Genomic DNA, 22,952 nt, shown 5'->3' on the forward strand with positions numbered 1-22,952 from the left:
GAGCGCGCGCGATCATACACCGGTTCCCCCAGTGCCGGCGACGGCCCATAATGGCCGGCATTATACGGGCGTTGCATGGGCGTTGTGCCCGAGAAAAACGCAGATTTCGAGGAGATTTTCATGGCCGTCGCTCTGAACACCTTGGTCGAGGAAGCCGAGCGTTACCTGGGCAGCGCGAAGATCCAGGATTATTGCCCCAACGGCCTGCAGGTCGAAGGCCGGCCGCAGGTCAGCCGCATCGTCAGCGGCGTTACCGCCAGCCAGGCGCTGCTGGATGCGGCGGTCGAGGCCGAGGCCGACCTGGTGCTGGTGCACCATGGCTACTTCTGGAAGGGTGAGAACCCGTGCGTCACCGGTATCCGGCAGCGCCGGCTGAAGACCCTGTTGAACAACGACATCAGCCTGCTGGCGTTCCACCTGCCGCTGGATGTGCACCCGGACGTGGGCAACAACGTGCAACTGGCGCGGCAGCTGGACATTACTGTCGAAGGGCCGCTGGACCCTGAGAACCCCAAGGTAGTCGGCATGGTCGGCTCGCTGGCCGAGCCGATGACCGCCCGCGACTTCGCCCGGCGGGTGCGGGAGGTGCTGGGGCGTGAGCCTTTGCTGGTCGAAGGTGAGCAGATGATCCGCCGGGTCGGCTGGTGCACCGGGGGCGGGCAGGGCTACATCGACACGGCGATCGCGGCCGGGGTGGACCTGTACCTGACCGGTGAGGCGTCGGAGCAGACCTACCATAGTGCCCGCGAGAATGGCGTCAGCTTCATTGCCGCCGGGCACCATGCCACCGAGCGGTATGGGGTACAGGCGCTGGGTGATTACCTGGCGCGGCGCTTTGCCGTGGAGCACCTGTTCATCGATTGCCCGAACCCGATCTGACATCGGCGTCGCCTTCTTCGCGGGTAAACCCGCTCCCACAGGGACAGTGTTGATCCCAGGCCTGCGGGATCCCTGTGGGAGCGGGTTTACCCGCGAATAGGACAGGCCTGCTGGCCCAAACCCCCAGTCATATCGTTAGACTTTTTCGATCTAGCCAGCCTCCTAAATAGAAGCAGCCGCTGTGATAAAGTGGCTCGCTCGAACACGGCCCGCAGGCCGTCCATAAGATCGTTTTTCGTGAGTAGCCATGGTCGACAAACTGACGCACTTGAAACAGCTGGAGGCGGAGAGCATCCACATCATCCGCGAGGTGGCCGCCGAGTTCGAAAACCCGGTGATGCTGTACTCGATCGGCAAGGATTCCGCCGTGATGCTGCACCTGGCGCGCAAGGCCTTCTTCCCGGGCAAGCTGCCGTTCCCGGTGATGCACGTCGACACCCAGTGGAAATTCCAGGAGATGTACAGCTTCCGCGACAAGATGGTCGAGGAAATGGGCCTGGAGCTGATCACCCACGTCAACCCCGAGGGTGTGGCGCAGGGCATCAACCCGTTCACCCATGGCAGCTCCAAGCACACCGACATCATGAAGACCCAGGGCCTGAAGCAGGCGCTGGACAAGCATGGTTTCGACGCCGCCTTCGGTGGTGCGCGCCGCGACGAAGAGAAATCGCGGGCCAAGGAGCGCGTGTACTCGTTCCGTGACAGCAAGCACCGCTGGGACCCGAAGAACCAGCGCCCGGAACTGTGGAACGTGTACAACGGCAAGGTCAACAAGGGCGAGTCGATCCGCGTGTTCCCGCTGTCGAACTGGACCGAGCTGGACATCTGGCAGTACATCTACCTCGAAGGCATCCCGATCGTGCCGCTGTACTTCGCCGCCGAGCGTGAAGTCATCGAGAAGAACGGCACCCTGATCATGATCGACGATGAGCGCATCCTCGAACATCTCACCGATGAAGAGAAAGCACGCATCGTCAAGAAGAAGGTGCGTTTCCGTACCCTTGGCTGCTACCCGCTGACGGGTGCTGTCGAGTCGGAAGCCGAGACCCTGACGGACATCATCCAGGAAATGCTCCTGACCCGTACGTCCGAACGCCAGGGCCGTGTCATCGACCACGATGGCGCCGGTTCCATGGAAGACAAGAAACGCCAAGGCTACTTCTAATTTCAGGGTTACTCCATGTCGCACCAATCTGATCTGATCAGCGAGGACATCCTCGCCTACCTGGCCCAGCACGAGCGCAAGGAACTGCTGCGCTTCCTGACCTGCGGCAACGTCGACGACGGCAAGAGCACCCTGATCGGGCGCCTGCTGCACGACTCGAAGATGATCTACGAGGACCACCTCGAGGCCATCACCCGTGATTCGAAGAAAGTCGGCACCACCGGCGAGGAAGTCGACCTGGCACTGCTGGTCGACGGCCTGCAGGCCGAGCGCGAGCAGGGCATCACCATCGATGTCGCCTACCGCTACTTCTCCACCGCCAAGCGCAAGTTCATCATTGCCGACACCCCGGGCCACGAGCAGTACACCCGCAACATGGCTACCGGCGCGTCCACCTGCGACCTGGCGATCATCCTGGTCGACGCCCGCTACGGCGTGCAGACCCAGACCCGCCGCCACAGCTACATTGCCTCTTTGCTGGGCATCAAGCACATCGTCGTCGCGGTCAACAAGATGGACCTCAAGGGCTTCGATCAGGGCGTCTTCGAGTCGATCAAGGCCGATTACCTGAAGTTCGCCGAAGCCATCAACCTGACCCCGAGCAGCCTGCATTTCGTGCCGATGTCGGCGCTCAAGGGCGACAACGTGGTCAACCACAGCGAGCGTTCGCCGTGGTACGCCGGCCCGACGCTGATGGAAATCCTCGAAACCGTCGAAGTGTCGGCCGACCGCAACTTCACCGACCTGCGCTTCCCGGTGCAGTACGTCAACCGTCCGAACCTGAACTTCCGTGGCTTCGCCGGCACCATCGCCAGCGGCGTGGTGCACAAGGGCGACGAAATCGTCGTGCTGCCGTCGGGCAAGAGCAGCCGCGTCAAGTCCATCGTCACCTACGAAGGCGAGCTGGAAAACGCAGGCCCTGGCCAGGCCGTGACCCTGACCATGGAAGACGAGATCGACATCTCCCGTGGCGACCTGCTGGTGCATGCCGACAACGTCCCGCCAGTCACCGACCAGTTCGACGCCATGCTGGTGTGGATGGCCGAGGAGCCGATGCTCCCGGGCAAGAAATACGACATCAAGCGCGCCACCAGCTACGTGCCGGGCTCGATTGCCAGCATCACCCACAAGGTCGATGTGAACACCCTGGAGCAGGGCGCTGCCAGCGCGCTGCAGCTGAACGAGATCGGCCGCGTCAAGGTGTCCCTGGACGCCTCGATCGCCCTGGACGGTTACGACAGCAACCGCACCACCGGTGCGTTCATCGTCATCGACCGCCTGACCAACGGCACCGTTGGCGCCGGCATGATCATCGCCCCGCCAGTCCTGCCACACGGCAGCACCGGCCATCATGGCAAGCTGAGCCATGTGGCCACCGAAGAGCGCGCCCTGCGCTTCGGCCAGCAGCCTGCGACCGTGCTGTTCAGTGGCCTGTCCGGCGCTGGCAAGAGCACCCTGGCCTACGCCGTGGAGCGCAAGCTGTTCGACATGGGCCGTGCGGTGTACGTGCTCGACGGCCAGAACCTGCGCCACGACCTGAACAAGGGCCTGCCACAGGACCGCGCTGGCCGTACCGAAAACTGGCGCCGCGCCGCCCATGTGGCGCGCCAGTTCAACGAAGCCGGCCTGCTGACCCTGGCTGCGTTCGTGGCCCCGGATGCCGAAGGCCGCGAACAGGCCAAGGCGTTGATCGGCAAGGAGCGCCTGGTAACCGTTTACGTCCAGGCCTCGCCGCTGGCCTGCCGTGAGCGCGACCCGCAAGGCTTGTACGCTGCTGGTGGCGATAACATCCCGGGCGAAAGCTTCCCGTACGATGTGCCGCTGGACGCCGACCTTGTGATCGACACTCAGGCCACCAGCGTGGACGAGGGCGTGAAACAGGTGCTGGACGTGCTGCGTCAGCGTGGTGCGATCTAAGCGCCAGGCTGCAAGAAAAACCCCGCTCCGGCGGGGTTTTTTGTTTCTTGTTCCCGCAGATACAGCGCATGCTTCGGGCTCACGCTGTACCTGTGGGAGCGGGTTCACCCGCGAAGCAGGCGGCGCGGTGGATGGCACCGGCTGTGCCGGTGTTCGCGGCTAAAGCCGCTCCCACAGGGACTGCGCACGCTTCTAGATTTTGAGCAAGACAGTTGCTCCCAAACGGATCGCGCAAGTTGTTCAGATGTGTTTTTCCGATACCGGTATCACCCGCCGCTCCTTCACTGCCTTGTAGGAAAAACTTGAATAGATCTCCTTCACCCCCGGTAACCGCTGCAGCACTTCCCGGGTGAACTCGCCAAACGACTCCAGATCCCGCGCCAGAATCTCCAGCAAGAAGTCGTAGCGCCCGGAGATGTTGTGGCAGGCGACAATCTCGGGAATTTCCATCAGCCGCTGCTCGAACGCCAGCGCCATGTCCTTGGTGTGCGAGTCCATCATGATGCTGACGAACGCGGTCACGCCAAACCCCAGCGACTTGGGCGAGAGGATGGCCTGGTAGCCGGTGATGTAGCCGTTGTCCTCCAGCAACTTGACCCGCCGCCAGCACGGCGAAGTGGTCAGCGCTACCTGGTCGGCAAGTTCGGCAACGGTGAGGCGGGCGTTGTCCTGCAGGGCAGCGAGCAGGGCGCGGTCGGTGCGGTCGAGGCTTGAAGGCATGTTTTGCCCTCCTGGTCCGGTAATTATTGTTTTTGTTCCAGCAAGCACTTGGATGCGTGGGCTATTTTGGAAAAAATCGGGCAGCTCGGTGGCATAAGCTTATAGCAAACCACAAGAGGCTGTTGCCATGCGCGACTCCCATAACAACACCGGTTTTTCCACGCGGGCCATTCACCATGGCTACGACCCGCTTTCCCACGGTGGCGCCCTGGTGCCGCCGGTGTACCAGACCGCTACCTATGCCTTCCCCACCGTGGAATACGGCGCTGCCTGCTTCGCCGGGGAGGAGCCGGGGCATTTCTACAGCCGCATCTCCAACCCTACCCTGGCCCTGCTGGAACAGCGCATGGCCTCGCTGGAGGGCGGCGAGGCGGGGTTGGCATTGGCGTCGGGCATGGGGGCCATCACCTCGACGATCTGGACCCTGCTGCGCCCCGGCGATGAGCTGATCGTCGGGCGTACTTTGTACGGCTGCACCTTTGCTTTCCTGCACCATGGCATTAGCGAATTCGGGGTAAAGATCCGCCATGTCGACCTGAACGACGGCAAGGCCCTGAAAGCGGCGATCAACAGCAAAACGCGGATGATCTACTTCGAAACGCCGGCCAACCCCAACATGCAGCTGGTGGATATCGCCGCGGTGGCCGAGGCGGTGCGCGGGCATGATGTGCATGTGGTGGTCGACAACACCTACTGCACGCCCTACCTGCAGCGGCCGCTGGAGCTGGGGGCGGACCTGGTGGTGCATTCGGCGACCAAGTACCTCAGTGGCCACGGTGATATCACTGCCGGGCTGGTGGTGGGGCGCAAGGCGCTCGTCGACCGCATTCGCCTGGAAGGGCTGAAGGACATGACCGGGGCGGTGCTGTCGCCCCACGATGCGGCGCTGCTGATGCGCGGGGTCAAGACCCTCGCCCTGCGCATGGACCGCCATTGCGCCAATGCCCTGCAGGTGGCGGAGTTTCTGGCCCGGCAGCCGCAGGTGGAGCTGATTCACTACCCGGGGTTGCCGTCGTTTGCCCAGTACGAGCTGGCGCAGCGGCAGATGCGTTTGCCGGGCGGGATGATCGCCTTCGAGCTCAAGGGTGGTATCGAGGCCGGGCGCAGGTTCATGAATGGCCTGCAACTGTTTGCCCGTGCGGTGAGCCTGGGCGATGCCGAGTCGCTGGCGCAGCATCCGGCGAGCATGACGCACTCCAGCTATACCGCGAAGGAACGGGCGCATCACGGGATATCGGAGGGGCTGGTGCGCCTGTCGGTGGGGCTGGAGGATGTGGAGGACCTGCTGGCGGATGTCGAGCAGGCATTGCAGGCTTGCAGCTAGGTTGCCTGGGCCGGCCTCTTCGCGGGTAAACCCGCTCCCACAGGTCAGGCGCAGTATTTGAAACCTGCGCCGACCCTGTGGGAGCGGGTTCACCCGCGAAGAGGCCAGTGAATCCAGCCCACAAAAAAGGCCTCTTGCGAGGCCTTTTTAATGTTCGGCAGATCAGCGCTTGAGCCCGTAGCTCTCGTCGAGCATGCCCGGCGAGTTCGGCGCTTTCGGCGCGTAGTCGCGCGGTACTTCGGCAGTGTCCTTCGGCGGGGTCAGGCGGTCACGTGGGCCCTGGCTGCCTTCGGAATGCAGGGCGGCCAGCAGGCGCTGACGGGTCACATCGTCGAGGGCCAGGGTATTGGCGCCGTCGGCCAGGTGATCCTGGACGTCCTGATAGCTCTGGGTCAGTTTCTTGACCAGCACGGCGGTGCTGTTGAAGTGGGTGACCACTTCGTTCTGGTAGCTGTCGAAACGCTTCTGGATGTCATCCAGCTGACGCTGGGTGCTGCTCGGCGCGGCATTGGGCAGCAGGCGAGCGACGACGAAACCAACCACCACGCCGATGACCAGGGCCAGGGTCGGCAACAACCAAACAAGGAGCGAGAGTTCCACGAGTCCTTCCTCTATAAACGGCTTTGCTTTACGTTAACGGCTCAGACCTGCGCTGTATACCGCGAGCGATCGCAAATCAGAACAGAATTCCTCACCTAGACGAATCGACCCCTCCCGAGGTCACGGAGTAGTGCCTTGCTTGTCCGCGAAACCCCCTTGTTCATCGATGGCCCCAGCGGCCAGCTGGAAGCCTTGTACCTGGACGTGGCCAATGCACGTGGCGCGGTGCTGATCTGCCACCCCAACCCGGTCCAGGGTGGCACCATGCTCAACAAGGTGGTCTCGACCCTGCAGCGCACCGCCCGCGACGCCGGCTACGTGACCTTGCGGTTCAACTACCGTGGCGTAGGGCAGAGCGCCGGCACCCATGACATGGGCGCTGGCGAGGTGGCCGATGCCGAGGCCGCTGCGGCCTGGCTGCGCGAGAAGCATCTGGGCCTGCCGCTGGTGCTGATGGGCTTCTCGTTCGGTGGCTTCGTCGCCACCAGCCTGGCCGGCCGCCTGGAGGCCGCCGGGGTAGAGCTGCAGCAGCTGTTCATGATCGCCCCAGCGGTCATGCGCCTGACGGCGGATTTCCCGCCGCCACAGCGCTGCCCGATCACCGTGGTGCAGCCGGACGCCGACGAAGTCGTCGCCCCGCAGCTGGTTTACGAATGGTCCGACAGCCTGTCGCGCCCCCATGAGCTGCTGAAAGTGGCAGAATGCGGACACTTCTTCCATGGCAAGCTGACCGATCTGAAGGATCTGCTGCTGCCGCGCCTTTCGAACTGAGCCAAGCCTGAATAAGCGAACACCCATGACCACGCGCATTCTTACCGGTATCACCACCACCGGCACTCCGCACCTGGGCAACTACGCCGGCGCCATCCGCCCGGCGATCCGTGCCAGCCAGCAGCCCGGTGTCGACTCGTTCTATTTCCTGGCCGACTACCACGCCCTGATCAAGTGCGACGACCCGCTGCGCATCCAGCGTTCGCGCCTGGAAATCGCCGCCACCTGGCTGGCCGGTGGCCTCGATCCGGACAAGGTGACCTTCTACCGCCAGTCCGATATCCCGGAAATCCCCGAGCTGACCTGGCTGCTGACCTGCGTCAGCGCCAAGGGCCTGCTCAATCGCGCGCACGCCTACAAGGCCTCGGTGGACAAGAACCTGGAAAACGGCGAAGACCCGGATGCCGGCGTGACCATGGGCCTGTACAGCTACCCGGTGCTGATGGCCGCGGACATCCTGATGTTCAACGCCAACAAGGTGCCGGTCGGCCGTGACCAGATCCAGCACGTGGAAATGGCCCGCGACATCGGCCAACGCTTCAACCACCTGTTCGGCCAGGGCAAGGACTTCTTCGCCCTGCCGGAAGCGGTGATCGAGGAGAGCGTGGCGACCTTGCCGGGCCTGGACGGGCGCAAGATGTCCAAGAGCTACGACAACACCATCCCGCTGTTCACCAGCGCCAAGGAGATGAAAGACGCCATCTCGCGCATCGTCACCGACTCGCGTGCGCCTGGCGAAGCGAAAGACCCGGACAATGCTCACCTGTTCACCCTGTTCCAGGCCTTCTCGACGCCGGCGCAGTGCGCCGAGTTCCGTGAAGAACTGCTGCAGGGCCTGGGCTGGGGCGAGGCCAAGCAGCGCCTGTTCCAGCTGCTGGACGGCCAGTTGGCCGAGAGGCGCGAGTACTACCACCAGCTGATCGCCCGCCCGGCGGACCTGGAAGACATCCTGCTGGCCGGTGCCGCCAAGGCTCGCAAGATCGCCACGCCATTCCTCGAGCAACTGCGCGAGGCCGTTGGCCTGCGTTCGTTCCGCAGCAGCGTGCAGGCCAGCACCGAAGTGAAGAAGAAGGCCGCCAAGAGCGCGCGTTTCGTCAGCTTCCGCGATGAAGACGGCAGCTTCCGCTTCCGCCTGCTGGCCGCTGACGGCGAACAACTGCTGCTGTCGCGCAGCTTCGCCGATGGCAAGAGCGCCGGCGCCGTGAGCAAGCAGCTGCAGCAAGGTGGCGAGGCGGATGTGCGCGTCGAAGGCCTGGGCTTCGGCCTGTGGTTGAACGGCGAACAGGTTGCCGACGGGCCGCAGTTCGACAGCGCCGAAGCCCGTGATTCGGCCATTGAAAGCCTGCGTGCAGCGCTTGCTCCTCAACCGGACTGAGGCATTTCGCCTGTAGGAGCGGGTTTACCCGCGAACACCGGCAAAGCCGGCGCCATCCAGCACTTAGTTGGTCTGGATGAGGCATATTGACGCAAGTCGCATTGCCATTAAGCGGGCCTGTCGCTACAGTGACGGCCCGTTTTTTGTTGCCTCGCTAACGAATCATGACGCCCCTAGAACGATATCAAGCAGATCTGAAACGTCCCGACTTCTTCCATGACGCGGCGCAGGAAACTGCGGTGCGTCACCTGCAGCGCCTGTACGACGACCTGGTGCACGCGCAGAACAACAAGCCGGGCGTGTTCGGCAAGCTGTTCGGCAAGAAGGAGCAGACCCCGGTCAAGGGCCTGTACTTCTGGGGTGGGGTAGGGCGAGGCAAGACCTACCTGGTCGATACCTTCTTCGAGGCGCTGCCGTTCAAGCAGAAGATGCGCACGCACTTCCACCGCTTCATGAAGCGTGTGCACGAGGAAATGAAAACCCTCAAGGGCGAGAAGAACCCGCTGACCATCATTGCCAAGCGCTTCAGCGAAGAAGCCAAGGTCATCTGTTTCGACGAATTCTTCGTATCGGACATTACCGACGCGATGATCCTCGGCACCCTGATGGAAGAGTTGTTCAAGAACGGCGTATCGCTGGTGGCTACTTCCAACATCGTGCCGGACGGCCTGTACAAGGACGGCCTGCAGCGCGCGCGCTTCCTGCCCGCCATCGCCATGATCAAGCAGTACACCGAGGTGGTGAACGTCGACAGCGGGGTCGACTACCGCCTGCGTCACCTGGAGCAGGCCGAGCTGTACCACTACCCGCTCGATGAGGCGGCGCATCAGAGCCTGCGCGCCAGCTTCAAGGCGCTGACCCCTGAATGCACCCAGGCGGTCGAGAACGACGTGCTGATGATCGAGAATCGCCCGATCAATGCTCTGCTTACCTGTGACGACGTGGCCTGGTTCGACTTCCGCGCCCTGTGCGACGGCCCCCGCAGCCAGAACGACTACATCGAACTGGGCAAGATCTTCCATGCCGTGCTGTTGAGCAACGTGGAGCAGATGGGTGTCACCACCGACGACATCGCCCGCCGCTTCATCAACATGGTGGACGAGTTCTACGACCGCAACGTCAAGCTGATCATCTCGGCCGAGGTGGAGCTGAAGGACCTGTATACCGGTGGGCGCTTGGCCTTCGAGTTCCAGCGTACCCTGAGCCGCTTGCTGGAGATGCAGTCGCACGAGTTTCTGGCGCGGGCGCACAAGCCTTGAAATTGCCGGGGCCGCTTTGCGGCCCATCGCAGGCAAGCCAGCTCCCACAGGTTTAGCGCAGCCCTTGAGAGTTATGCAATACCTGTGGGAGCTGGCTTGCCTGCGATGGGCTGCAGAGCAGCCCCATTGGCCTCAAGCCTCCTGCATGAACTGTTGCCGATACTGGTTCGGCGACAACTCGGTGTGCTGACGGAACAGCCGCGCAAAGAAACTGGCATCGTCATATCCGACCTCATAGCTGATGGTCTTGATGCTCTTGCGCGTACTCGAAAGCAACCCCTTGGCCGTCTCGATCCGTAGCCGTTGCAGGTAGTGCAGCGGCTTGTCACCCGTCGCGCCCTGGAAGCGGCGCATGAAATTGCGAATGCTCATGCCGTGGTTGCGAGCCACGTCCTCGAAGCGGAACTTGTCGGCGAAGTGTTCCTCCAGCCAGTGCTGGATCTGCAGGATGATCAGGTCCTGGTGCAGCTTCTGCCCGCCAAAGCCCATGCGCCCGGGGGTGTAGTTGCGCTGCACTTCGTAGAGGATGTCGCGGGACACGGCGCGGGCCACGTTGGCGCCACAGAAGCGTTCGATCAGGTAGATGTACAGGTCGCAGGCCGAGGTGGTGCCGCCGGCGCAGTACAGGTTGTCGGCGTCGGTCAGGTGCTTGTCCTGGTTCAGCCGGATCTTCGGGAAGCGTTCGGCAAAGCTGTTGAAGAAGCGCCAGTAGGTGGTCGCTTCCTTGCCGTCGAGCAGGCCGGACTCGGCCAGCCAGAACACGCCACTGGCCTCGGCGCACAGCACAGCGCCACGGGCATGCTGTTCACGCAGCCACGGCAGCACCTGTGGATAACGTTGCAGCAGGTTGTCGAAGTCGTCCCAGAAGGCCGGGAGGATGATCACATCGGCGTCGTCCAGGCCGCCTTCGACCGGCAGCTGCACATTGCTGAAGCTGTCCACGGGCTGGCCGTCCGGGCTCACCAGACGGATCTCGAACATGGGCTGAAGGCCCAGGCCCAGCTGCTTGCTGTAGCGCAAGCTGGCGAGGTGGAAGAAATCCTTGGCCTGCATCAAGGTCGAAGCGAACACCTTGTCAATGGCCAGGATGCTGACGCGCCGCAGCGACGCGGAGGGTTGGGTAAACATCATTGTCATTGTTCTTATAGGGTAGAGTGGTCAATCACCGGCTGGATCGTCTTATTTTTTGGCGATTGTGTCTAGCCTGCTACACCGCGCTGGTTTTTTTGCGGGCTTGCCCGCTCCCACAGGTACCCCACAGGCCTGAGGGGCAGTGAGGTCCTGTGGGAGCGGGCAAGCCCGCGAAGAAACCAGCACAGGGTCCGGCTCAAGGCGCCGGGTTCGGTTGCTCCTGGTGAATCGCCTCGATCGCCGCCAGCAGTTCATCACTCAGGCTCAGCTCGAGGCTGGCAAGGTTGCTGTCCAGTTGCTCGAGGCTGGTCGCGCCAATGATGTTGCTGGTCACGAACGGCTGCCGGGTGACGAATGCCAGGGCCATCTGCGCCGGGTCCAGGCCGTGCTCGCGGGCCAGCTGCACATAGCGGCCGCAGGCTGCCACGGTCTGTGGGTTGGAGTAGCGGGAAAAGCGGCTGAACAGGGTCAGGCGTGCGTTTTCCGGGCGTGCGCCGTTCTCGTATTTGCCGGAAAGCATGCCGAACGCCAGCGGCGAATAGGCCAGCAGGCCGCACTGCTCGCGGATGGCAACTTCCGCCAGGCCCACCTCGAAGCTGCGGTTGAGCAGGTTGTACGGGTTCTGGATCGACACCGCTCGCGGCCAGCCGCGGCTTTCGGCCAGTTGCAGGAACTTCATGGTGCCCCAAGGCGTTTCGTTGGACAGGCCGATGTGGCGGATCTTGCCCGCGCGCACCTGCTCGTCGAGCACTTCGAGGGTTTCTTCCAGCGGGGTGAAGTGGTCCTGTGGCAGGTGCTGGTAGCCCAGCTTGCCGAAGAAGTTGGTGCTGCGCTCGGGCCAGTGCAGCTGGTACAGGTCGATGCGGTCGGTCTGCAGGCGCTTGAGGCTCTCGTCCAGCGCGGCGACGATGTGCTGGCGGTTGTGCTTGAGCTGGCCGTCGCGGATGTGGCTGATGCCGTTGCCGGGGCCGGCGACCTTGCTGGCCAGCACCCAGTCATCGCGATCGCCATTGGCGCGGAACCAGTTGCCGATGATGCGCTCGGTGGCGGCGTAGGTTTCGGGGCGGGGCGGCACCGGGTACATCTCGGCGGTGTCGATGAAGTTGACCCCGGCGGCCTTGGCCCGGGCAATCTGCTCGAAGGCCTCGGCCTGGACGTTCTGCTCGCCCCAGGTCATGGTGCCCAGGCACAGGGCGCTGACATTGAGGTCGGTACGGCCGAGCTGGCGGTATTCCATCGGGTAGACACTCCTTGACAAAGAAGCCCATCAAAGCAGGTTGAAATTTTTCGCGCAATCTGGATAATTCGGCCCCTCTCCGTGTGGCGGAAGTGATGCACCACCACGCAGGAAGAACCCCGTCGAACATTGGCGTGCCTGACCCGAGCCCCCAAAAGCGTCAGCGTTCGGCTGCGCGCTTGCCCTTGGCAAGCTGTGCACTATCCAGTAAGATTCGCCGTCTATTTTTCGCTGGGCGGCCTCTGAGGCTTTAGAGAATGAAAACTTTTACTGCTAAACCGGAAACAGTAAAGCGCGAGTGGTTCGTAGTCGACGCCGCTGGCCAGACCCTGGGTCGTCTGGCTACCGAAATCGCTAGCCGTCTGCGTGGCAAACACAAACCAGAATACACCCCTCACGTTGACACCGGCGACTACATCGTCGTCATCAACGCCGAGCAGGTTCGTGTGACTGGTGCCAAGTCTTCCGACAAGATGTACTACTCCCACTCCGGTTTCCCGGGCGGTATCAAGGAAATCAACTTCGAGAAGTTGATCGCCAAGGCCCCTGAGCGTGTTATCGAAACTGCGGTCAAAGGCATGCTGCCGAAGAACCCGCTGGGTCGCGACATGTACCGCAAGCTGAAAGTGTACGCGGGTGCTGCTCACCCACACACTGCTCAGCAGCCTCAAGAACTGAAGATCTAACGGGATAGTTCATTATGTCGGCGACTCAAAACTACGGCACTGGCCGTCGCAAGACCGCAACCGCTCGCGTATTCCTGCGTCCGGGTACTGGTAACATTTCCATCAACAACCGTTCTCTGGACGTGTTCTTCGGTCGCGAAACCGCTCGCATGGTTGTTCGTCAGCCGCTCGAGCTGACCGAAACCGTCGAGAAGTTCGACATCTACGTCACCGTTTCCGGTGGTGGTGTCAGCGGTCAAGCCGGTGCGATCCGTCACGGTATCACCCGCGCTCTGATGGAATACGACGAAACCCTGCGTGGCGCTCTGCGTCGTGCTGGCTACGTCACCCGCGACGCTCGTGAAGTTGAGCGTAAGAAAGTGGGTCTGCGTAAAGCGCGTAAGCGTCCTCAGTACTCCAAGCGTTAATACCGCTTCGGCAGTCGAAAAAAGCCCGGTTCCTTGGAACCGGGCTTTTTTTATGTCTTGAACTAACCTGTCAGCATGTCGGTGACGACTTGCCGCATAGACGCAGATCAAGCAAAGCGAGGGTTGTAGCCCGTTCCCCGGGTAATCACCTTGTCAGTGTGTGGATTTGTTTCTTACCATGGCGGCCAATTTTTAGTGCCACAGACATTACCTAAGTACAGGCCAGGTCCAACTGGCCAAGCAAGCTGATGGGAGAGGACTGAATGAGCAATGACGGCGTCAACGCAGGCCGGCGCCGCTTCCTCGTAGCCGCGACATCTGTAGTCGGGGCAGCGGGGGCAGTGGGGGCTGCGGTACCGTTCGTGGGGTCATGGTTTCCCAGTGCCAAGGCGAAAGCCGCCGGTGCACCGGTGAAGGTCAATATCGCCAAGGTCGAGGCCGGGCAGCAGATGGTGGCCGAGTGGCGTGGCCAGCCGGTGTTCATCGTGCGGCGAACGGACGAGATCCTCGGTAACCTGAAAAAGGTCGTCGGTGACCTGGCTGACCCCGAGTCCAAGGCCTCGGTACAGCCCACCTACGTCGACCCGCAGGTTCGTTCGATCAAGCCGGAAATCCTCATCCTTGTCGGCCTGTGCACACACCTGGGCTGCTCGCCCACCTTCCGTCCGGAAGTCGCACCCGCCGACCTTGGCCCGAAATGGGTCGGTGGCTATTTCTGCCCTTGCCACGGCTCCCACTACGACCTGGCCGGCCGTGTCTACAAGTCGCAGCCGGCACCTCTCAACCTGCCCGTGCCACCGCACTCTTACGAGTCGGACGAGATCGTCGTCATCGGCGTTGACCAGGAGAACGCATGATGAGCAAGTTCATGGACTGGATTGATGCTCGCTTCCCCGCCACCAAGATGTGGGAAGACCACCTGAGCAAGTATTACGCGCCCAAGAACTTCAACTTCCTGTACTTCTTCGGCTCCCTGGCGCTGCTGGTGCTGGTCAACCAGATCGTCACCGGTGTGTGGCTGACCATGAGCTTCACGCCCTCGGCGGAAGAGGCGTTCGCCTCTGTCGAGTACATCATGCGTGATGTGGAATACGGCTGGATCCTGCGCTACTTGCACTCCACCGGTGCATCGGCGTTCTTCATCGTGGTCTACCTGCACATGTTCCGCGGCCTGCTCTACGGCTCCTACCAGAAGCCGCGTGAACTGGTTTGGCTGTTCGGCATGCTGATCTACCTGGCGCTGATGGCCGAAGCCTTCATGGGCTACCTGCTGCCGTGGGGCCAGATGTCGTACTGGGGTGCCCAGGTGATCATCTCGCTGTTCGGTGCCATTCCGGTGATCGGTGGCGACCTCACCCAGTGGATCCGCGGTGACTACCTGATCTCGGGTATCACCCTGAACCGCTTCTTCGCCCTGCACGTGGTCGCCCTGCCGATCGTGATTCTCGGCCTGGTGGTGCTGCACATCCTCGCCCTTCACGAAGTGGGTTCGAACAACCCCGATGGCGTCGACATCAAGAAGAAAAAGGACGAGAACGGTATCCCGCTGGATGGTATCCCGTTCCACCCGTACTACACCGTCAAGGACATTGTCGGCGTGGTGGTGTTCCTGTTCGTGTTCTGCGCCGTGGTCTTCTTCTTCCCGGAAATGGGCGGTTACTTCCTGGAGAAACCTAACTTCGAGCAGGCGAACGCCTTCAAGACACCCGAGCACATTGCGCCTGTGTGGTACTTCACGCCGTTCTACGCGATCCTGCGTGCGGTGCCTGACAAACTGATGGGCGTCATCGCCATGGGTGCGGCCATTGCCGTGCTGTTCGTTCTGCCCTGGCTCGACCGCAGCCCGGTGCGCTCCATGCGCTACAAGGGCTGGATCAGCAAGCTCTTCCTGCTGGTGTTCTGCGTGGCCTTCGTCATCCTCGGCGTGCTGGGCGTACTGGCGCCGACACCTGGGCGTACCTTGCTGTCGCAGGTGTGCACGGTGTTGTATTTCGCCTACTTCCTGCTGATGCCGTTCTACACAAGGCTCGAGAAGACCAAACCGGTTCCGGAAAGGGTGACTGGCTGATGAAAAAGTTGATTGCAGTATTTTTGCTGGCAGTGATGCCTGCCTTTTCCTTCGCGGCCGAAACGGGCCTGGAGCTGGACAAGGTCGACATCGACCTGGGCGACAAGGCCGCCATGCAGGACGGTGCGCGTACCTTTGCCAACTATTGCATGGGTTGCCACAGTGCCAAGTTCCAGCGTTACGAGCGGGTGGCCGATGACCTTGGCATCCCCCACGAGCTGATGCTCGAGAAGCTGGTGTTCACCGGTGCCAAGATCGGTGACCACATGCAGATCGGCATGAAGCCCAGTGACGCCAAGACCTGGTTCGGCGCCGCACCGCCAGACCTGACCCTGGTGGCGCGGGTGCGTGGCACCGACTGGCTGTACACCTACCTGCGCAGCTTCTATGAGGACCCGTCGCGGCCTTATGGGGTGAACAACAAGGTGTTCCCGAACGTCGGTATGCCAAACGTGCTGGTTGGCCTGCAGGGCAACCAGTACGTCGGCTGCAAACAGGTGCAGACCGTGACCGATGGCAAGAAGCAATTCGACCCGTTGACTGGCGCCCCGATCACCCATGAGGCCTGCGACCAGCTGACCATTACGCCGAATTCCGGTACCCTGACGACCGAGCAGTTCGACGAGAAGGTCAAGAACCTGGTGACCTTCCTGGCCTATTCGGCCAACCCGGTCAAACTGGAAAGCCAGCGCATCGGTACCTACGTGTTGCTGTACCTGGCTTTCTTCTTCGTATTCGCCTACTTGCTCAAGCGTGAATACTGGAAGGACGTGCACTGATCACGCAGTAGTTTCTGGTTGTTGAACGCGCCCGTGGTGGCCTGGCAGATCTGCCAGGTCACCACGGGCGCGTTTTCATTTACAGTTTCACAAGCATCCCGTGCGAGGAGGCGCTACATGGGCGCAACCAACAGGTTAGCCTGCTATTCCGACCCCGCTGATCACTATTCTCATCGGGTACGCCTCGTGCTGGCCGAGAAGGGTATCAGCGTGCAGGTCATCGATGTCGACCCCGGCCGCCTGCCGCCCAAGCTGGTCGAGGTGAACCCTTACGGCAGCGTGCCGACCCTGGTCGACCGTGACCTGGCGCTGTATGAATCGACCGTGGTGATGGAATACCTCGAGGAGCGTTATCCGCATCCGCCGCTGATGCCGGTGTACCCGGTTGCGCGGGGCAACAGCCGCTTGCTGATGCATCGCATCCAGCGCGACTGGTGCTCCCTGGCCGATACCGTGCTCGACCCGCGCAGCAGCGAGGCTGCCCGAGCCGAAGCGCGCAAGGCGTTGCGTGAAAGCCTGACCGGAGTCTCGCCGTTGTTCGGCGAGTTCGCCTGCTTCATGAGTGAGGAGCAAAGCCTGGTCGATTGTTGTCTACTGCCCATACTCTGGCGTCTGCCGGTGTTGGGTATCGAGTTGCCGCGGCAAGCCAAGCCGCTGCTGGATTACATGGAGCGGCAGTTCGCCCGCGAGCCTTTCCAGGCGAGCCTGTCCTCTGTAGAACGTGAAATGCGCAAGCTTTAAGGAGCCGTTGATGAACTCCAGTCGCCCCTATCTGGTTCGAGCACTGTACGAGTGGATCGTCGACAACGATTGCACGCCCCATATGCTGGTCAATGCCGAATTCCCGGCGGTGCAGGTGCCGCAAGGTTTCGCCAGTGATGGCCAGATCGTGTTGAACATCTCGCCAAGTGCCGTGCGCAGCCTGCACATGGACAACGACGCGGTCAGCTTCGAGGGCCGCTTTGGTGGCGTGGCTCACTCGCTGTACGTGCCGGTTGGCGCCATCCTGGGTATCTATGCCCGGGAAAATGGCCAGGGTATGGTCTTCGAGCTGGAGCCGCCCGTGATGGATGACGATGAGCCGGAAGATGATGATGTACAGCCGGATGACAATGGCCCACCAGAAGGTGGTGGCCAGCCGCCACGCCCGACTGGCCGGCCAAGCCTGAAAGTGGTCAAGTAACAAAAAAGGCGATCCAACCGGATCGCCTTTTTCTTTACCAGCCCTGACTTACAGGTCGCTGATGGTGCGTACCTGGTCCTTGTTGATGCGGGTACGCTTGCCGTCGAGTTGCTGGAACTCGTAGAAGCCGGCGTCGCGGTCGAATTCCGGTACGTCGACGGCCTGGATTTCACGACCATCGTTTAGGGTGATCAGGCTTGGTGTGGAGCAGCCGGCCAGGGTGGCGAAAGTGCCGAACAGCAGGGCAGGCAGCAGAAGCTTTTTCATGCGGTGTTTCCTGGATTTCTGAAAGGTAGGGCAGTGTTGTCGCCTGTGCTGGCCTTTTCGCGGGTAAACCCGCTCCCACAGGAATACAACAAGCCTCGAAAGCTGTGAGATCCCTGTGGGAGCGGGTTTACCCGCGAAGAGGCCGGTGCAGGCAATCAGTGAATCAGTCGATGTACTCGAACAGTTTGACGATCTTCTGCACACCCGAAACGCCCTGTACCACGGCAGTGGCCGAGTTGGCCTCCTGCTGGGTCACCAGGCCGAGCAGGTAGACGATGCCGTTCTCGGTAATCACCTTGATGCGCGAGCTGGGCACGGCATTGTCGGTCAGCATCTGGGTCTTGATCTTGGTGGTCAGCCAGGCGTCGTTGTTGCGCGCCAGGATGGAGGAGGGCTGCATCACCTGCAGCTCGTTGTGCACTTTCTTGACCCGCTGTACCTGGCTGGCAGTCTGCTCGGCAAGGCTCTTGAGGTCGGCGCGCGGGGTCTGGCCGGCCAGCAGGACGATGCCGTTGTAGCTGCTGACAACGATGTGCGAACCTTTGTCCAGGTCAGGGCTGGCCTTGGCGATGTTGACCGAGGCCTTGGTTTCGATCAGCGAGTCGTCGATCTTGCTGCCTATGGTGCGCGTGCCGCGATCGTCCTCGATTGGCGAATTGCGTGTAGAGGTCAGTACCGAGCTGCAACCAGTAACGCTCAGGCACAGGGTCAGGGCCATAAGGCCGAGGCGCATAGGGGTCATTCTTCACTCCCGAACAGTTGGCTGTCGATCAGATCACACAGGCAGTGGATCGCCAGCAGGTGGACTTCCTGGATGCGCGCGGTAACCGTCGAAGGTACGCGGATTTCCACGTCTTCGGGCAGCAGCAACGAAGCCATGCCGCCGCCATCGCGACCCGTCAATGCTACGACAATCATTTCGCGGTCATGTGCGGCCTGGATCGCCTGGATCACGTTGGCCGAGTTGCCGCTGGTGGAGATCGCCAGCAGAACGTCGCCGGGCTGGCCCAGCGCGCGGATCTGCTTGGAAAAGACTTCGTTGTAGCTGTAGTCGTTGGCGATCGAGGTCAGGGTCGAGCTGTCGGTGGTCAGCGCGATGGCCGGCAGGCTCGGGCGTTCGCGCTCGAAGCGGTTGAGCAGCTCCGAGGAAAAGTGCTGGGCATCGCCGGCCGAGCCGCCGTTGCCGCAGGCGAGCATCTTGCCCTCGTTGAGCAGTGCATTGACCATGACCAGGCTGGCCTGCTCGATGTGCGGTGCCAGGATGTCCATTGCCTGTTGCTTGGTATCGATGCTGGCCTGGAACAGCCGGCGAATTCGGGATTGCATGTCCATCTGGTGACCTTAAGTGGGGCGGTGGCCTTTGCTACGCGCAACAACGACCAGCCCGCGAAACATAGAGCAAAAAAATCGGAGTGGGTTCAGCATTCGAAGGCGTTTTTCAGCCATTGAAGCGGTCTGCCTGCATGGTGGCTGCCCTGCAGGGCGACTACGTCGAAGCGGCAGGGGTGGTTGCCCCAGTGGGGCTCCTTCTGCAGGAACAGGCTGGCGGCGAGCACCAACCGTTTCTGCTTGCGCCCGTCGATACTGCCGAGGGCGCCACCGAAGCCCGCGTGCAACCGGTAGCGGACTTCGACGAATACTACTGTATCGGCGTCGAGCATGACCAGATCAAGCTCACCGCCTTTGCATCGCCAGTTGCGCGCCAGCAGTTGCAGGCCCTGCCCTTGAAGGTATTCAAGGGCCTGGGTTTCCGCTGCCTGCCCGGCGCTGGTGGGCGACGCTGCTGCCATCAGCGGGCGGTGTCAGGCAGGCGCTGGACCTGGCCGCCGACGAACTCGGCCCAAGGTAGCTGGCGCTCGACACGCTGGTTGGCGTTCATGCTCAGGCTGCCCGAAAGGCCCAGTACGCGGTTGTCCGGCAGCGCTTTCAGTTGGCCCAGGCGCGGCGCCAGGCTGTAGGCGTCGACGCCCATGGCATACAGGCGGCCCAGGCTGCCGGCGGCTTGCGGCCATTGCTGCACGACCTGCTGGCGCAGGCTGTTGCTGGTATCGAGCAGCCACGGGGTTTCGCAGAAGCGGATACCGTTCATGTCGTTGTACTGGTTGACGTCACCACTGGCGCTGTACAGGTTCGAGGTGGCGTAGACCGGTACGTCACCGGCGTACTGGAAGTTCAGGGTCGGCTTGATCTGCTGGGCCTGTTGCGGGGTCGAGGCGAGGAAGATGAAGTCGATGTCCTGGCGGCGCGACGGCTGCGCGGCGATGCTGCCACCTACCGTGCTCTGCAGGCTCTTGGCGCGGCCTTCGCTCTGGCGCAGCTGGAACAGGTCGGCAATCTGCTGGGCCAGTGCGACCGGCTGGGCGATGCGCTCGGCGGCGAGCAGGGTGCCACCGTTGCCTTCCCAGTCCTGGCGGAAGGCGGCAAGCACGCGGTCGCCCCATTCGCCGCTCGGCACCAGGGCCACGGCGCGGACCATGCCATCGGCGCGGGCGCGGCGGGCCACTTCACGGGCTTCGTCTTCGGCAGCCAGGCCGAACTGGAACAGCTGCGGCGGCGCCTTCTGGCCGGCGTCGGCGTAGTTCAGGGCCAGGGTGGTGATCGGCAGTTGTGGCTTGGCAGCCAGTTGCTTGACCAGCGGTTTTTCCAGCGGGCCGATGACCAGCTGTACGCCTGCGGCCTGGGCCTGGCGATAGAAGTCGTCGAGCGAACCGATGCGCGAGCTGTCGAATACCTGCACGGCTGGCGCCTGCTGGCCGGCTTGCTGGGCCTGGAAGTGCGCAGCCATGAAGCCGTCACGCAGGGCGCGGGCAACACCGGCCAGCGGGCCTTCCTGAGGCAGCAGCAGGGCAATCTTGGTCAGCGGCTGGCTGGCCAGCTCCTTGAGCTTGGTCAGTGCCAGCGGCAGTTGCTGGGCGGCCGGGTGGTCAGGGTGCTGCTTGACCCAGGCGTCGATAGCCGCTTGCTGCTGTTCCAGGGTGCCGGCGCTTTTTACCGCGAAGGCCAGGCTGGTCCAGCCCGCCAGGGTCTGGTCGTTGCCAGGCTGCTGCAGTTGCTCGGCCGGCAGCGAGGCGACCAGTGCCCAGATGGCGTCATTGTTGGCGCTGGCGGCCTGGCCGCTGAGCAGCGGGGTCAGCAGCACGCGCTGTTGCGCGGCGGCCAGGGCCTGGCCATCGGCTTCGAGGGCGGCCGCGTGCACGCTGTAGGTGCGCGCTTGCTGTTCTTCCGGCAGTTCGGCGACGCGCTGCAGGCTCGGGTGGGCCAGGGCGGTCAGGGCGGCCTTGGGCTGGTTGCGGCTCATGGCCAGCTCGGCACCGAGGGTGCTGGCGAACACTTGCTGCGCCGGCTTGAGGGTGTCCAGCGGCACCTGCTCGAGGATGCGTGCGGCGCGTGGGAAATCCTTCTGCTTGTAGGCCAGGTCGGCTGCGCTCAGGCGCAGCAGGGCGGCGTCTTCCGCGGACTTGCTGGAAGCAGCCTTCTCGAGCAGTTGCTCGATGCTGGCGTCCGGGGTGCGTGGCAGTTCGCCCAGGCTGGATGAGGGCGAGCTGGCGCAGGCTGCCAGCAAGGCAGCAAGGCAGAGGGCTGTGAACAGCCGCAGGCAAGCGATCATGTAAAGGTCCTGTTACTCGATCAAGGTGGCCGGCAATTGTACCCAAGCGCTGGCCGGGGCGCGATGTTGCCGTGTCGATCCTTCACTATAGGAGGCCTGCCATCGGTCGTCGGCGAAGTTCTTTGCGCCCTGTTGCAGGCGCTCGGGCTACAATGGCGCCTTTGATCCGAACGACAGGTGTGCGCAGTGACTGATGTGGCAGGGGCTTCGAAATCCACCGTGGGGACGCTGTATGTGGTCGCAACCCCCATCGGCAACCTCGACGACATGAGCGCCCGGGCGCTGAAGGTGCTGGCGGACGTGGCCCTGATCGCGGCGGAAGATACCCGTCATTCGATCCGTCTGCTGCAGCACTTCGGCATCGACACGCCGCTGGCGGCCTGCCATGAGCACAACGAGCGTGACGAGGGCGGGCGTTTTCTCACCAAGCTGCTGGCGGGTGAGAATGTGGCGTTGGTCTCCGATGCCGGCACGCCGCTGATTTCCGACCCGGGGTACCACCTGGTGCGCCAGGCGCGGGCTGCGGGTGTGAACGTGGTGCCGGTGCCGGGCGCCTGCGCTCTGATCGCCGCGCTGTCGGCGGCCGGCCTGCCTTCGGACCGCTTCATCTTCGAAGGCTTCCTGCCGGCCAAGGCAGCGGGGCGCCGGGCGCGCCTGGAGCAGGTAAAGGAAGAGCCGCGCACGCTGATCTTCTATGAGGCCCCGCACCGTATCCTGGAATGCCTAGAGGACATGGAGGCGGTGTTCGGTGGCGAGCGCCCGGCGCTTTTGGCGCGCGAGCTGACCAAGACCTTCGAGACCCTCAAGGGCCTGCCCCTGGCCGAGCTGCGCGCGTTCGTTGCCGGCGACAGCAACCAGCAGCGCGGTGAGTGCGTGGTGCTGGTCGGTGGCTGGAGTGCGCCGGAGGGCGAGCAGGCGATCAGTGCCGAGGCGCAGCGGGTGCTCGACCTGCTGCTGGCCGAGTTGCCACTCAAGCGGGCGGCGGCACTGGCCGCGGAAATTACCGGGGTGCGCAAGAACCTGCTGTATCAACTGGCCCTGGAAAAGCAGAAAGCTGAGTAGTGGCAAATTGATATAGATGTCGGTATTGCTTGTTCTCGGGCGCGCGTGCCGTTAATCTTGGCGGCGGAGAGTCGATCGGACAGTCGCTGCCTGCTTTTGTTCCGCAACAGCAGGGGGAGGAAAGTCCGGGCTCCATAGGGCAGAGTGCCAGGTAACGCCTGGGAGGCGCGAGCCTACGGAAAGTGCCACAGAAAATAACCGCCTAAGCACTTCGGTGCCGGTAAGGGTGAAAAGGTGCGGTAAGAGCGCACCGCACGGCTGGCAACAGTTCGTGGCTAGGTAAACCCCACTCGGAGCAAGACCAAATAGGGTTCCATCAGGCGTGGCCCGCGTCGGAACCGGGTAGGTTGCTAGAGGCGTCCAGCGATGGCCGTCGTAGAGGAATGACTGTCCTCGACAAAACCCGGCTTACAGATCGACTCTCCACCTTTCCCTCCCTGCTTTATTCGATAGCAGATGTCCTCTGGTAATACCGAAAAAATCTTACTCTTAATAAATCACTTTAACTTCGAACT

24 protein-coding genes and 1 other RNA gene are annotated in these 22,952 nt (G+C 62.5%); 16 read left to right on the plus strand and 9 right to left on the minus strand.

Annotation, left to right across the window (positions count from 1 at the left end; all coding sequences use genetic code 11):
* The first annotated feature begins 120 nt into the window (after positions 1–120).
* The 3 genes from RYH74_RS09585 (at position 121) to cysN (ending at position 3,961) form a co-directional block, all read left to right on the plus strand.
* Positions 121–879 (plus strand): Nif3-like dinuclear metal center hexameric protein, encoded by a 759-nt coding sequence (locus tag RYH74_RS09585; RefSeq protein WP_075046277.1) that lies wholly within the window; start codon positions 121–123, stop codon positions 877–879.
* Between the two features lie 247 nt (positions 880–1,126).
* Complete coding sequence (gene cysD, locus RYH74_RS09590) at positions 1,127–2,044, plus strand: sulfate adenylyltransferase subunit CysD (RefSeq protein ID WP_317409316.1); 918 nt, start codon at positions 1,127–1,129, stop codon at positions 2,042–2,044.
* 15 nt (positions 2,045–2,059) lie between these two features.
* Complete coding sequence (gene cysN / locus RYH74_RS09595) at positions 2,060–3,961, plus strand: sulfate adenylyltransferase subunit CysN (protein ID WP_075046275.1); 1,902 nt, start codon at positions 2,060–2,062, stop codon at positions 3,959–3,961.
* 240 nt (positions 3,962–4,201) lie between these two features.
* Here the strand turns inward: cysN and RYH74_RS09600 are convergent, their stop codons facing one another.
* Positions 4,202–4,681 (minus strand): Lrp/AsnC family transcriptional regulator, encoded by a 480-nt coding sequence (locus RYH74_RS09600; RefSeq protein ID WP_016498026.1) that lies wholly within the window; start codon positions 4,679–4,681, stop codon positions 4,202–4,204.
* A 127-nt stretch (positions 4,682–4,808) separates the two neighbouring features.
* Between RYH74_RS09600 and RYH74_RS09605 the strand changes: the two genes are divergently transcribed.
* On the plus strand, positions 4,809–6,005 hold the full coding sequence (locus RYH74_RS09605) for a methionine gamma-lyase (protein ID WP_286100546.1): 1,197 nt from the start codon (positions 4,809–4,811) through the stop codon (positions 6,003–6,005).
* 162 nt (positions 6,006–6,167) lie between these two features.
* On the opposite strand, the gene RYH74_RS09610 is transcribed toward RYH74_RS09605, so the two are convergent.
* A complete protein-coding gene (locus tag RYH74_RS09610; protein WP_025340565.1) occupies positions 6,168–6,605 on the minus strand; it encodes a YhcB family protein in 438 nt (145 codons plus the stop codon).
* A 135-nt stretch (positions 6,606–6,740) separates the two neighbouring features.
* Here RYH74_RS09610 and RYH74_RS09615 point away from each other — a divergent pair, with 135 nt between their 5' ends.
* The 3 genes from RYH74_RS09615 to zapE all read left to right on the plus strand — a co-directional run bounded on the left by RYH74_RS09615 (position 6,741) and on the right by zapE (position 10,010).
* On the plus strand, positions 6,741–7,376 hold the full coding sequence (locus tag RYH74_RS09615; RefSeq protein ID WP_317409319.1) for an alpha/beta hydrolase: 636 nt from the start codon (positions 6,741–6,743) through the stop codon (positions 7,374–7,376).
* Positions 7,377–7,401: 25 nt separating this feature from the next.
* The gene (locus RYH74_RS09620) at positions 7,402–8,751 is read left to right on the plus strand and encodes a tryptophan--tRNA ligase (RefSeq protein WP_317409320.1); all 1,350 of its coding nucleotides are present in this window, start codon (positions 7,402–7,404) and stop codon (positions 8,749–8,751) included.
* Between the two features lie 164 nt (positions 8,752–8,915).
* Positions 8,916–10,010 (plus strand): cell division protein ZapE, encoded by a 1,095-nt coding sequence (zapE, locus tag RYH74_RS09625; protein ID WP_025340562.1) that lies wholly within the window; start codon positions 8,916–8,918, stop codon positions 10,008–10,010.
* Positions 10,011–10,142: 132 nt separating this feature from the next.
* Here the strand turns inward: zapE and RYH74_RS09630 are convergent, their stop codons facing one another.
* Positions 10,143–11,063, minus strand: coding sequence for a GlxA family transcriptional regulator (locus RYH74_RS09630; RefSeq protein WP_075047039.1), 921 nt, complete (start codon positions 11,061–11,063; stop codon positions 10,143–10,145).
* A 274-nt stretch (positions 11,064–11,337) separates the two neighbouring features.
* Positions 11,338–12,378: an NADP(H)-dependent aldo-keto reductase gene (locus tag RYH74_RS09635; RefSeq protein ID WP_075046273.1), complete on the minus strand. Its 1,041-nt coding sequence runs from the start codon at positions 12,376–12,378 to the stop codon at positions 11,338–11,340.
* A 257-nt stretch (positions 12,379–12,635) separates the two neighbouring features.
* Here RYH74_RS09635 and rplM point away from each other — a divergent pair, with 257 nt between their 5' ends.
* The 7 genes from rplM (at position 12,636) to RYH74_RS09670 (ending at position 17,501) form a co-directional block, all read left to right on the plus strand.
* Positions 12,636–13,064, plus strand: coding sequence for a 50S ribosomal protein L13 (gene rplM / locus RYH74_RS09640; protein WP_003260798.1), 429 nt, complete (start codon positions 12,636–12,638; stop codon positions 13,062–13,064).
* 14 nt (positions 13,065–13,078) lie between these two features.
* Positions 13,079–13,471: a 30S ribosomal protein S9 gene (gene rpsI, locus RYH74_RS09645; RefSeq protein ID WP_003260797.1), complete on the plus strand. Its 393-nt coding sequence runs from the start codon at positions 13,079–13,081 to the stop codon at positions 13,469–13,471.
* 263 nt (positions 13,472–13,734) lie between these two features.
* A complete protein-coding gene (gene petA, locus RYH74_RS09650) occupies positions 13,735–14,328 on the plus strand; it encodes a ubiquinol-cytochrome c reductase iron-sulfur subunit (protein ID WP_015271723.1) in 594 nt (197 codons plus the stop codon).
* Positions 14,328–15,539 (plus strand): cytochrome b, encoded by a 1,212-nt coding sequence (locus RYH74_RS09655; protein WP_025340560.1) that lies wholly within the window; start codon positions 14,328–14,330, stop codon positions 15,537–15,539. Before petA ends, RYH74_RS09655 begins: the two co-directional genes overlap by 1 nt.
* A complete protein-coding gene (locus RYH74_RS09660) occupies positions 15,539–16,318 on the plus strand; it encodes a cytochrome c1 (protein ID WP_085614300.1) in 780 nt (259 codons plus the stop codon). Before RYH74_RS09655 ends, RYH74_RS09660 begins: the two co-directional genes overlap by 1 nt.
* 117 nt (positions 16,319–16,435) lie before the next feature.
* Positions 16,436–17,059 (plus strand): glutathione S-transferase N-terminal domain-containing protein, encoded by a 624-nt coding sequence (locus RYH74_RS09665; RefSeq protein ID WP_075046271.1) that lies wholly within the window; start codon positions 16,436–16,438, stop codon positions 17,057–17,059.
* A 10-nt stretch (positions 17,060–17,069) separates the two neighbouring features.
* Positions 17,070–17,501, plus strand: coding sequence for a ClpXP protease specificity-enhancing factor (locus RYH74_RS09670; protein WP_084785265.1), 432 nt, complete (start codon positions 17,070–17,072; stop codon positions 17,499–17,501).
* Positions 17,502–17,549: 48 nt separating this feature from the next.
* Here the strand turns inward: RYH74_RS09670 and RYH74_RS09675 are convergent, their stop codons facing one another.
* The 5 genes from RYH74_RS09675 to RYH74_RS09695 all read right to left on the minus strand — a co-directional run bounded on the left by RYH74_RS09675 (position 17,550) and on the right by RYH74_RS09695 (position 21,375).
* Entirely contained in the window at positions 17,550–17,768 is a 219-nt protein-coding gene (locus tag RYH74_RS09675) for a YgdI/YgdR family lipoprotein (RefSeq protein WP_025340556.1), read from the minus strand.
* 163 nt (positions 17,769–17,931) lie between these two features.
* Positions 17,932–18,510, minus strand: a complete 579-nt coding sequence (locus tag RYH74_RS09680) for a BON domain-containing protein (RefSeq protein WP_015271720.1) — start codon at positions 18,508–18,510, stop codon at positions 17,932–17,934.
* On the minus strand, positions 18,507–19,100 hold the full coding sequence (locus RYH74_RS09685; protein WP_012274070.1) for a phosphoheptose isomerase: 594 nt from the start codon (positions 19,098–19,100) through the stop codon (positions 18,507–18,509). Before RYH74_RS09685 ends, RYH74_RS09680 begins: the two co-directional genes overlap by 4 nt.
* A gap of 86 nt (positions 19,101–19,186) precedes the next feature.
* A complete protein-coding gene (locus tag RYH74_RS09690) occupies positions 19,187–19,558 on the minus strand; it encodes a YraN family protein (RefSeq protein WP_013974121.1) in 372 nt (123 codons plus the stop codon).
* Complete coding sequence (locus tag RYH74_RS09695) at positions 19,558–21,375, minus strand: penicillin-binding protein activator (protein WP_085592141.1); 1,818 nt, start codon at positions 21,373–21,375, stop codon at positions 19,558–19,560. The genes RYH74_RS09690 and RYH74_RS09695 overlap by 1 nt, the downstream gene beginning before the upstream one ends.
* A gap of 186 nt (positions 21,376–21,561) precedes the next feature.
* On the opposite strand from RYH74_RS09695, the gene rsmI reads away from it, so the two are divergent.
* Together rsmI and rnpB are read left to right on the plus strand one after the other, a co-directional pair.
* Entirely contained in the window at positions 21,562–22,437 is an 876-nt protein-coding gene (rsmI, locus tag RYH74_RS09700) for a 16S rRNA (cytidine(1402)-2'-O)-methyltransferase (protein WP_043935900.1), read from the plus strand.
* Between the two features lie 67 nt (positions 22,438–22,504).
* An RNA gene (gene rnpB / locus RYH74_RS09705) (RNase P RNA component class A) lies at positions 22,505–22,864 on the plus strand.
* Positions 22,865–22,952: the final 88 nt, after the last annotated feature.

This window comes from Pseudomonas sp. LSJ-87, assembly GCF_032971465.1.
Taxonomy (GTDB): Bacteria; Pseudomonadota; Gammaproteobacteria; order Pseudomonadales; family Pseudomonadaceae; genus Aquipseudomonas; species Aquipseudomonas putida_Z.

Bases quoted from the DNA above. Each gene is read 5' to 3' on its own strand.
- RYH74_RS09585 (WP_075046277.1), top strand. From the start codon at position 121: ATGGCCGTCGCTCTGAACACCTTGGTCGAGGAAGCCGAGCGTTACCTG.
- cysD (WP_317409316.1), top strand. From the start codon at position 1,127: ATGGTCGACAAACTGACGCACTTGAAACAGCTGGAGGCGGAGAGCATC.
- cysN (WP_075046275.1), top strand. From the start codon at position 2,060: ATGTCGCACCAATCTGATCTGATCAGCGAGGACATCCTCGCCTACCTG.
- RYH74_RS09600 (WP_016498026.1), bottom strand. From the start codon at position 4,681: ATGCCTTCAAGCCTCGACCGCACCGACCGCGCCCTGCTCGCTGCCCTG.
- RYH74_RS09605 (WP_286100546.1), top strand. From the start codon at position 4,809: ATGCGCGACTCCCATAACAACACCGGTTTTTCCACGCGGGCCATTCAC.
- RYH74_RS09620 (WP_317409320.1), top strand. From the start codon at position 7,402: ATGACCACGCGCATTCTTACCGGTATCACCACCACCGGCACTCCGCAC.
- zapE (WP_025340562.1), top strand. From the start codon at position 8,916: ATGACGCCCCTAGAACGATATCAAGCAGATCTGAAACGTCCCGACTTC.
- RYH74_RS09630 (WP_075047039.1), bottom strand. From the start codon at position 11,063: ATGCAGGCCAAGGATTTCTTCCACCTCGCCAGCTTGCGCTACAGCAAG.
- RYH74_RS09635 (WP_075046273.1), bottom strand. From the start codon at position 12,378: ATGGAATACCGCCAGCTCGGCCGTACCGACCTCAATGTCAGCGCCCTG.
- rplM (WP_003260798.1), top strand. From the start codon at position 12,636: ATGAAAACTTTTACTGCTAAACCGGAAACAGTAAAGCGCGAGTGGTTC.
- rpsI (WP_003260797.1), top strand. From the start codon at position 13,079: ATGTCGGCGACTCAAAACTACGGCACTGGCCGTCGCAAGACCGCAACC.
- petA (WP_015271723.1), top strand. From the start codon at position 13,735: ATGAGCAATGACGGCGTCAACGCAGGCCGGCGCCGCTTCCTCGTAGCC.
- RYH74_RS09655 (WP_025340560.1), top strand. From the start codon at position 14,328: ATGAGCAAGTTCATGGACTGGATTGATGCTCGCTTCCCCGCCACCAAG.
- RYH74_RS09660 (WP_085614300.1), top strand. From the start codon at position 15,539: ATGAAAAAGTTGATTGCAGTATTTTTGCTGGCAGTGATGCCTGCCTTT.
- RYH74_RS09665 (WP_075046271.1), top strand. From the start codon at position 16,436: ATGGGCGCAACCAACAGGTTAGCCTGCTATTCCGACCCCGCTGATCAC.
- RYH74_RS09670 (WP_084785265.1), top strand. From the start codon at position 17,070: ATGAACTCCAGTCGCCCCTATCTGGTTCGAGCACTGTACGAGTGGATC.
- RYH74_RS09675 (WP_025340556.1), bottom strand. From the start codon at position 17,768: ATGAAAAAGCTTCTGCTGCCTGCCCTGCTGTTCGGCACTTTCGCCACC.
- RYH74_RS09680 (WP_015271720.1), bottom strand. From the start codon at position 18,510: ATGACCCCTATGCGCCTCGGCCTTATGGCCCTGACCCTGTGCCTGAGC.
- RYH74_RS09685 (WP_012274070.1), bottom strand. From the start codon at position 19,100: ATGGACATGCAATCCCGAATTCGCCGGCTGTTCCAGGCCAGCATCGAT.
- RYH74_RS09690 (WP_013974121.1), bottom strand. From the start codon at position 19,558: ATGGCAGCAGCGTCGCCCACCAGCGCCGGGCAGGCAGCGGAAACCCAG.
- RYH74_RS09695 (WP_085592141.1), bottom strand. From the start codon at position 21,375: ATGATCGCTTGCCTGCGGCTGTTCACAGCCCTCTGCCTTGCTGCCTTG.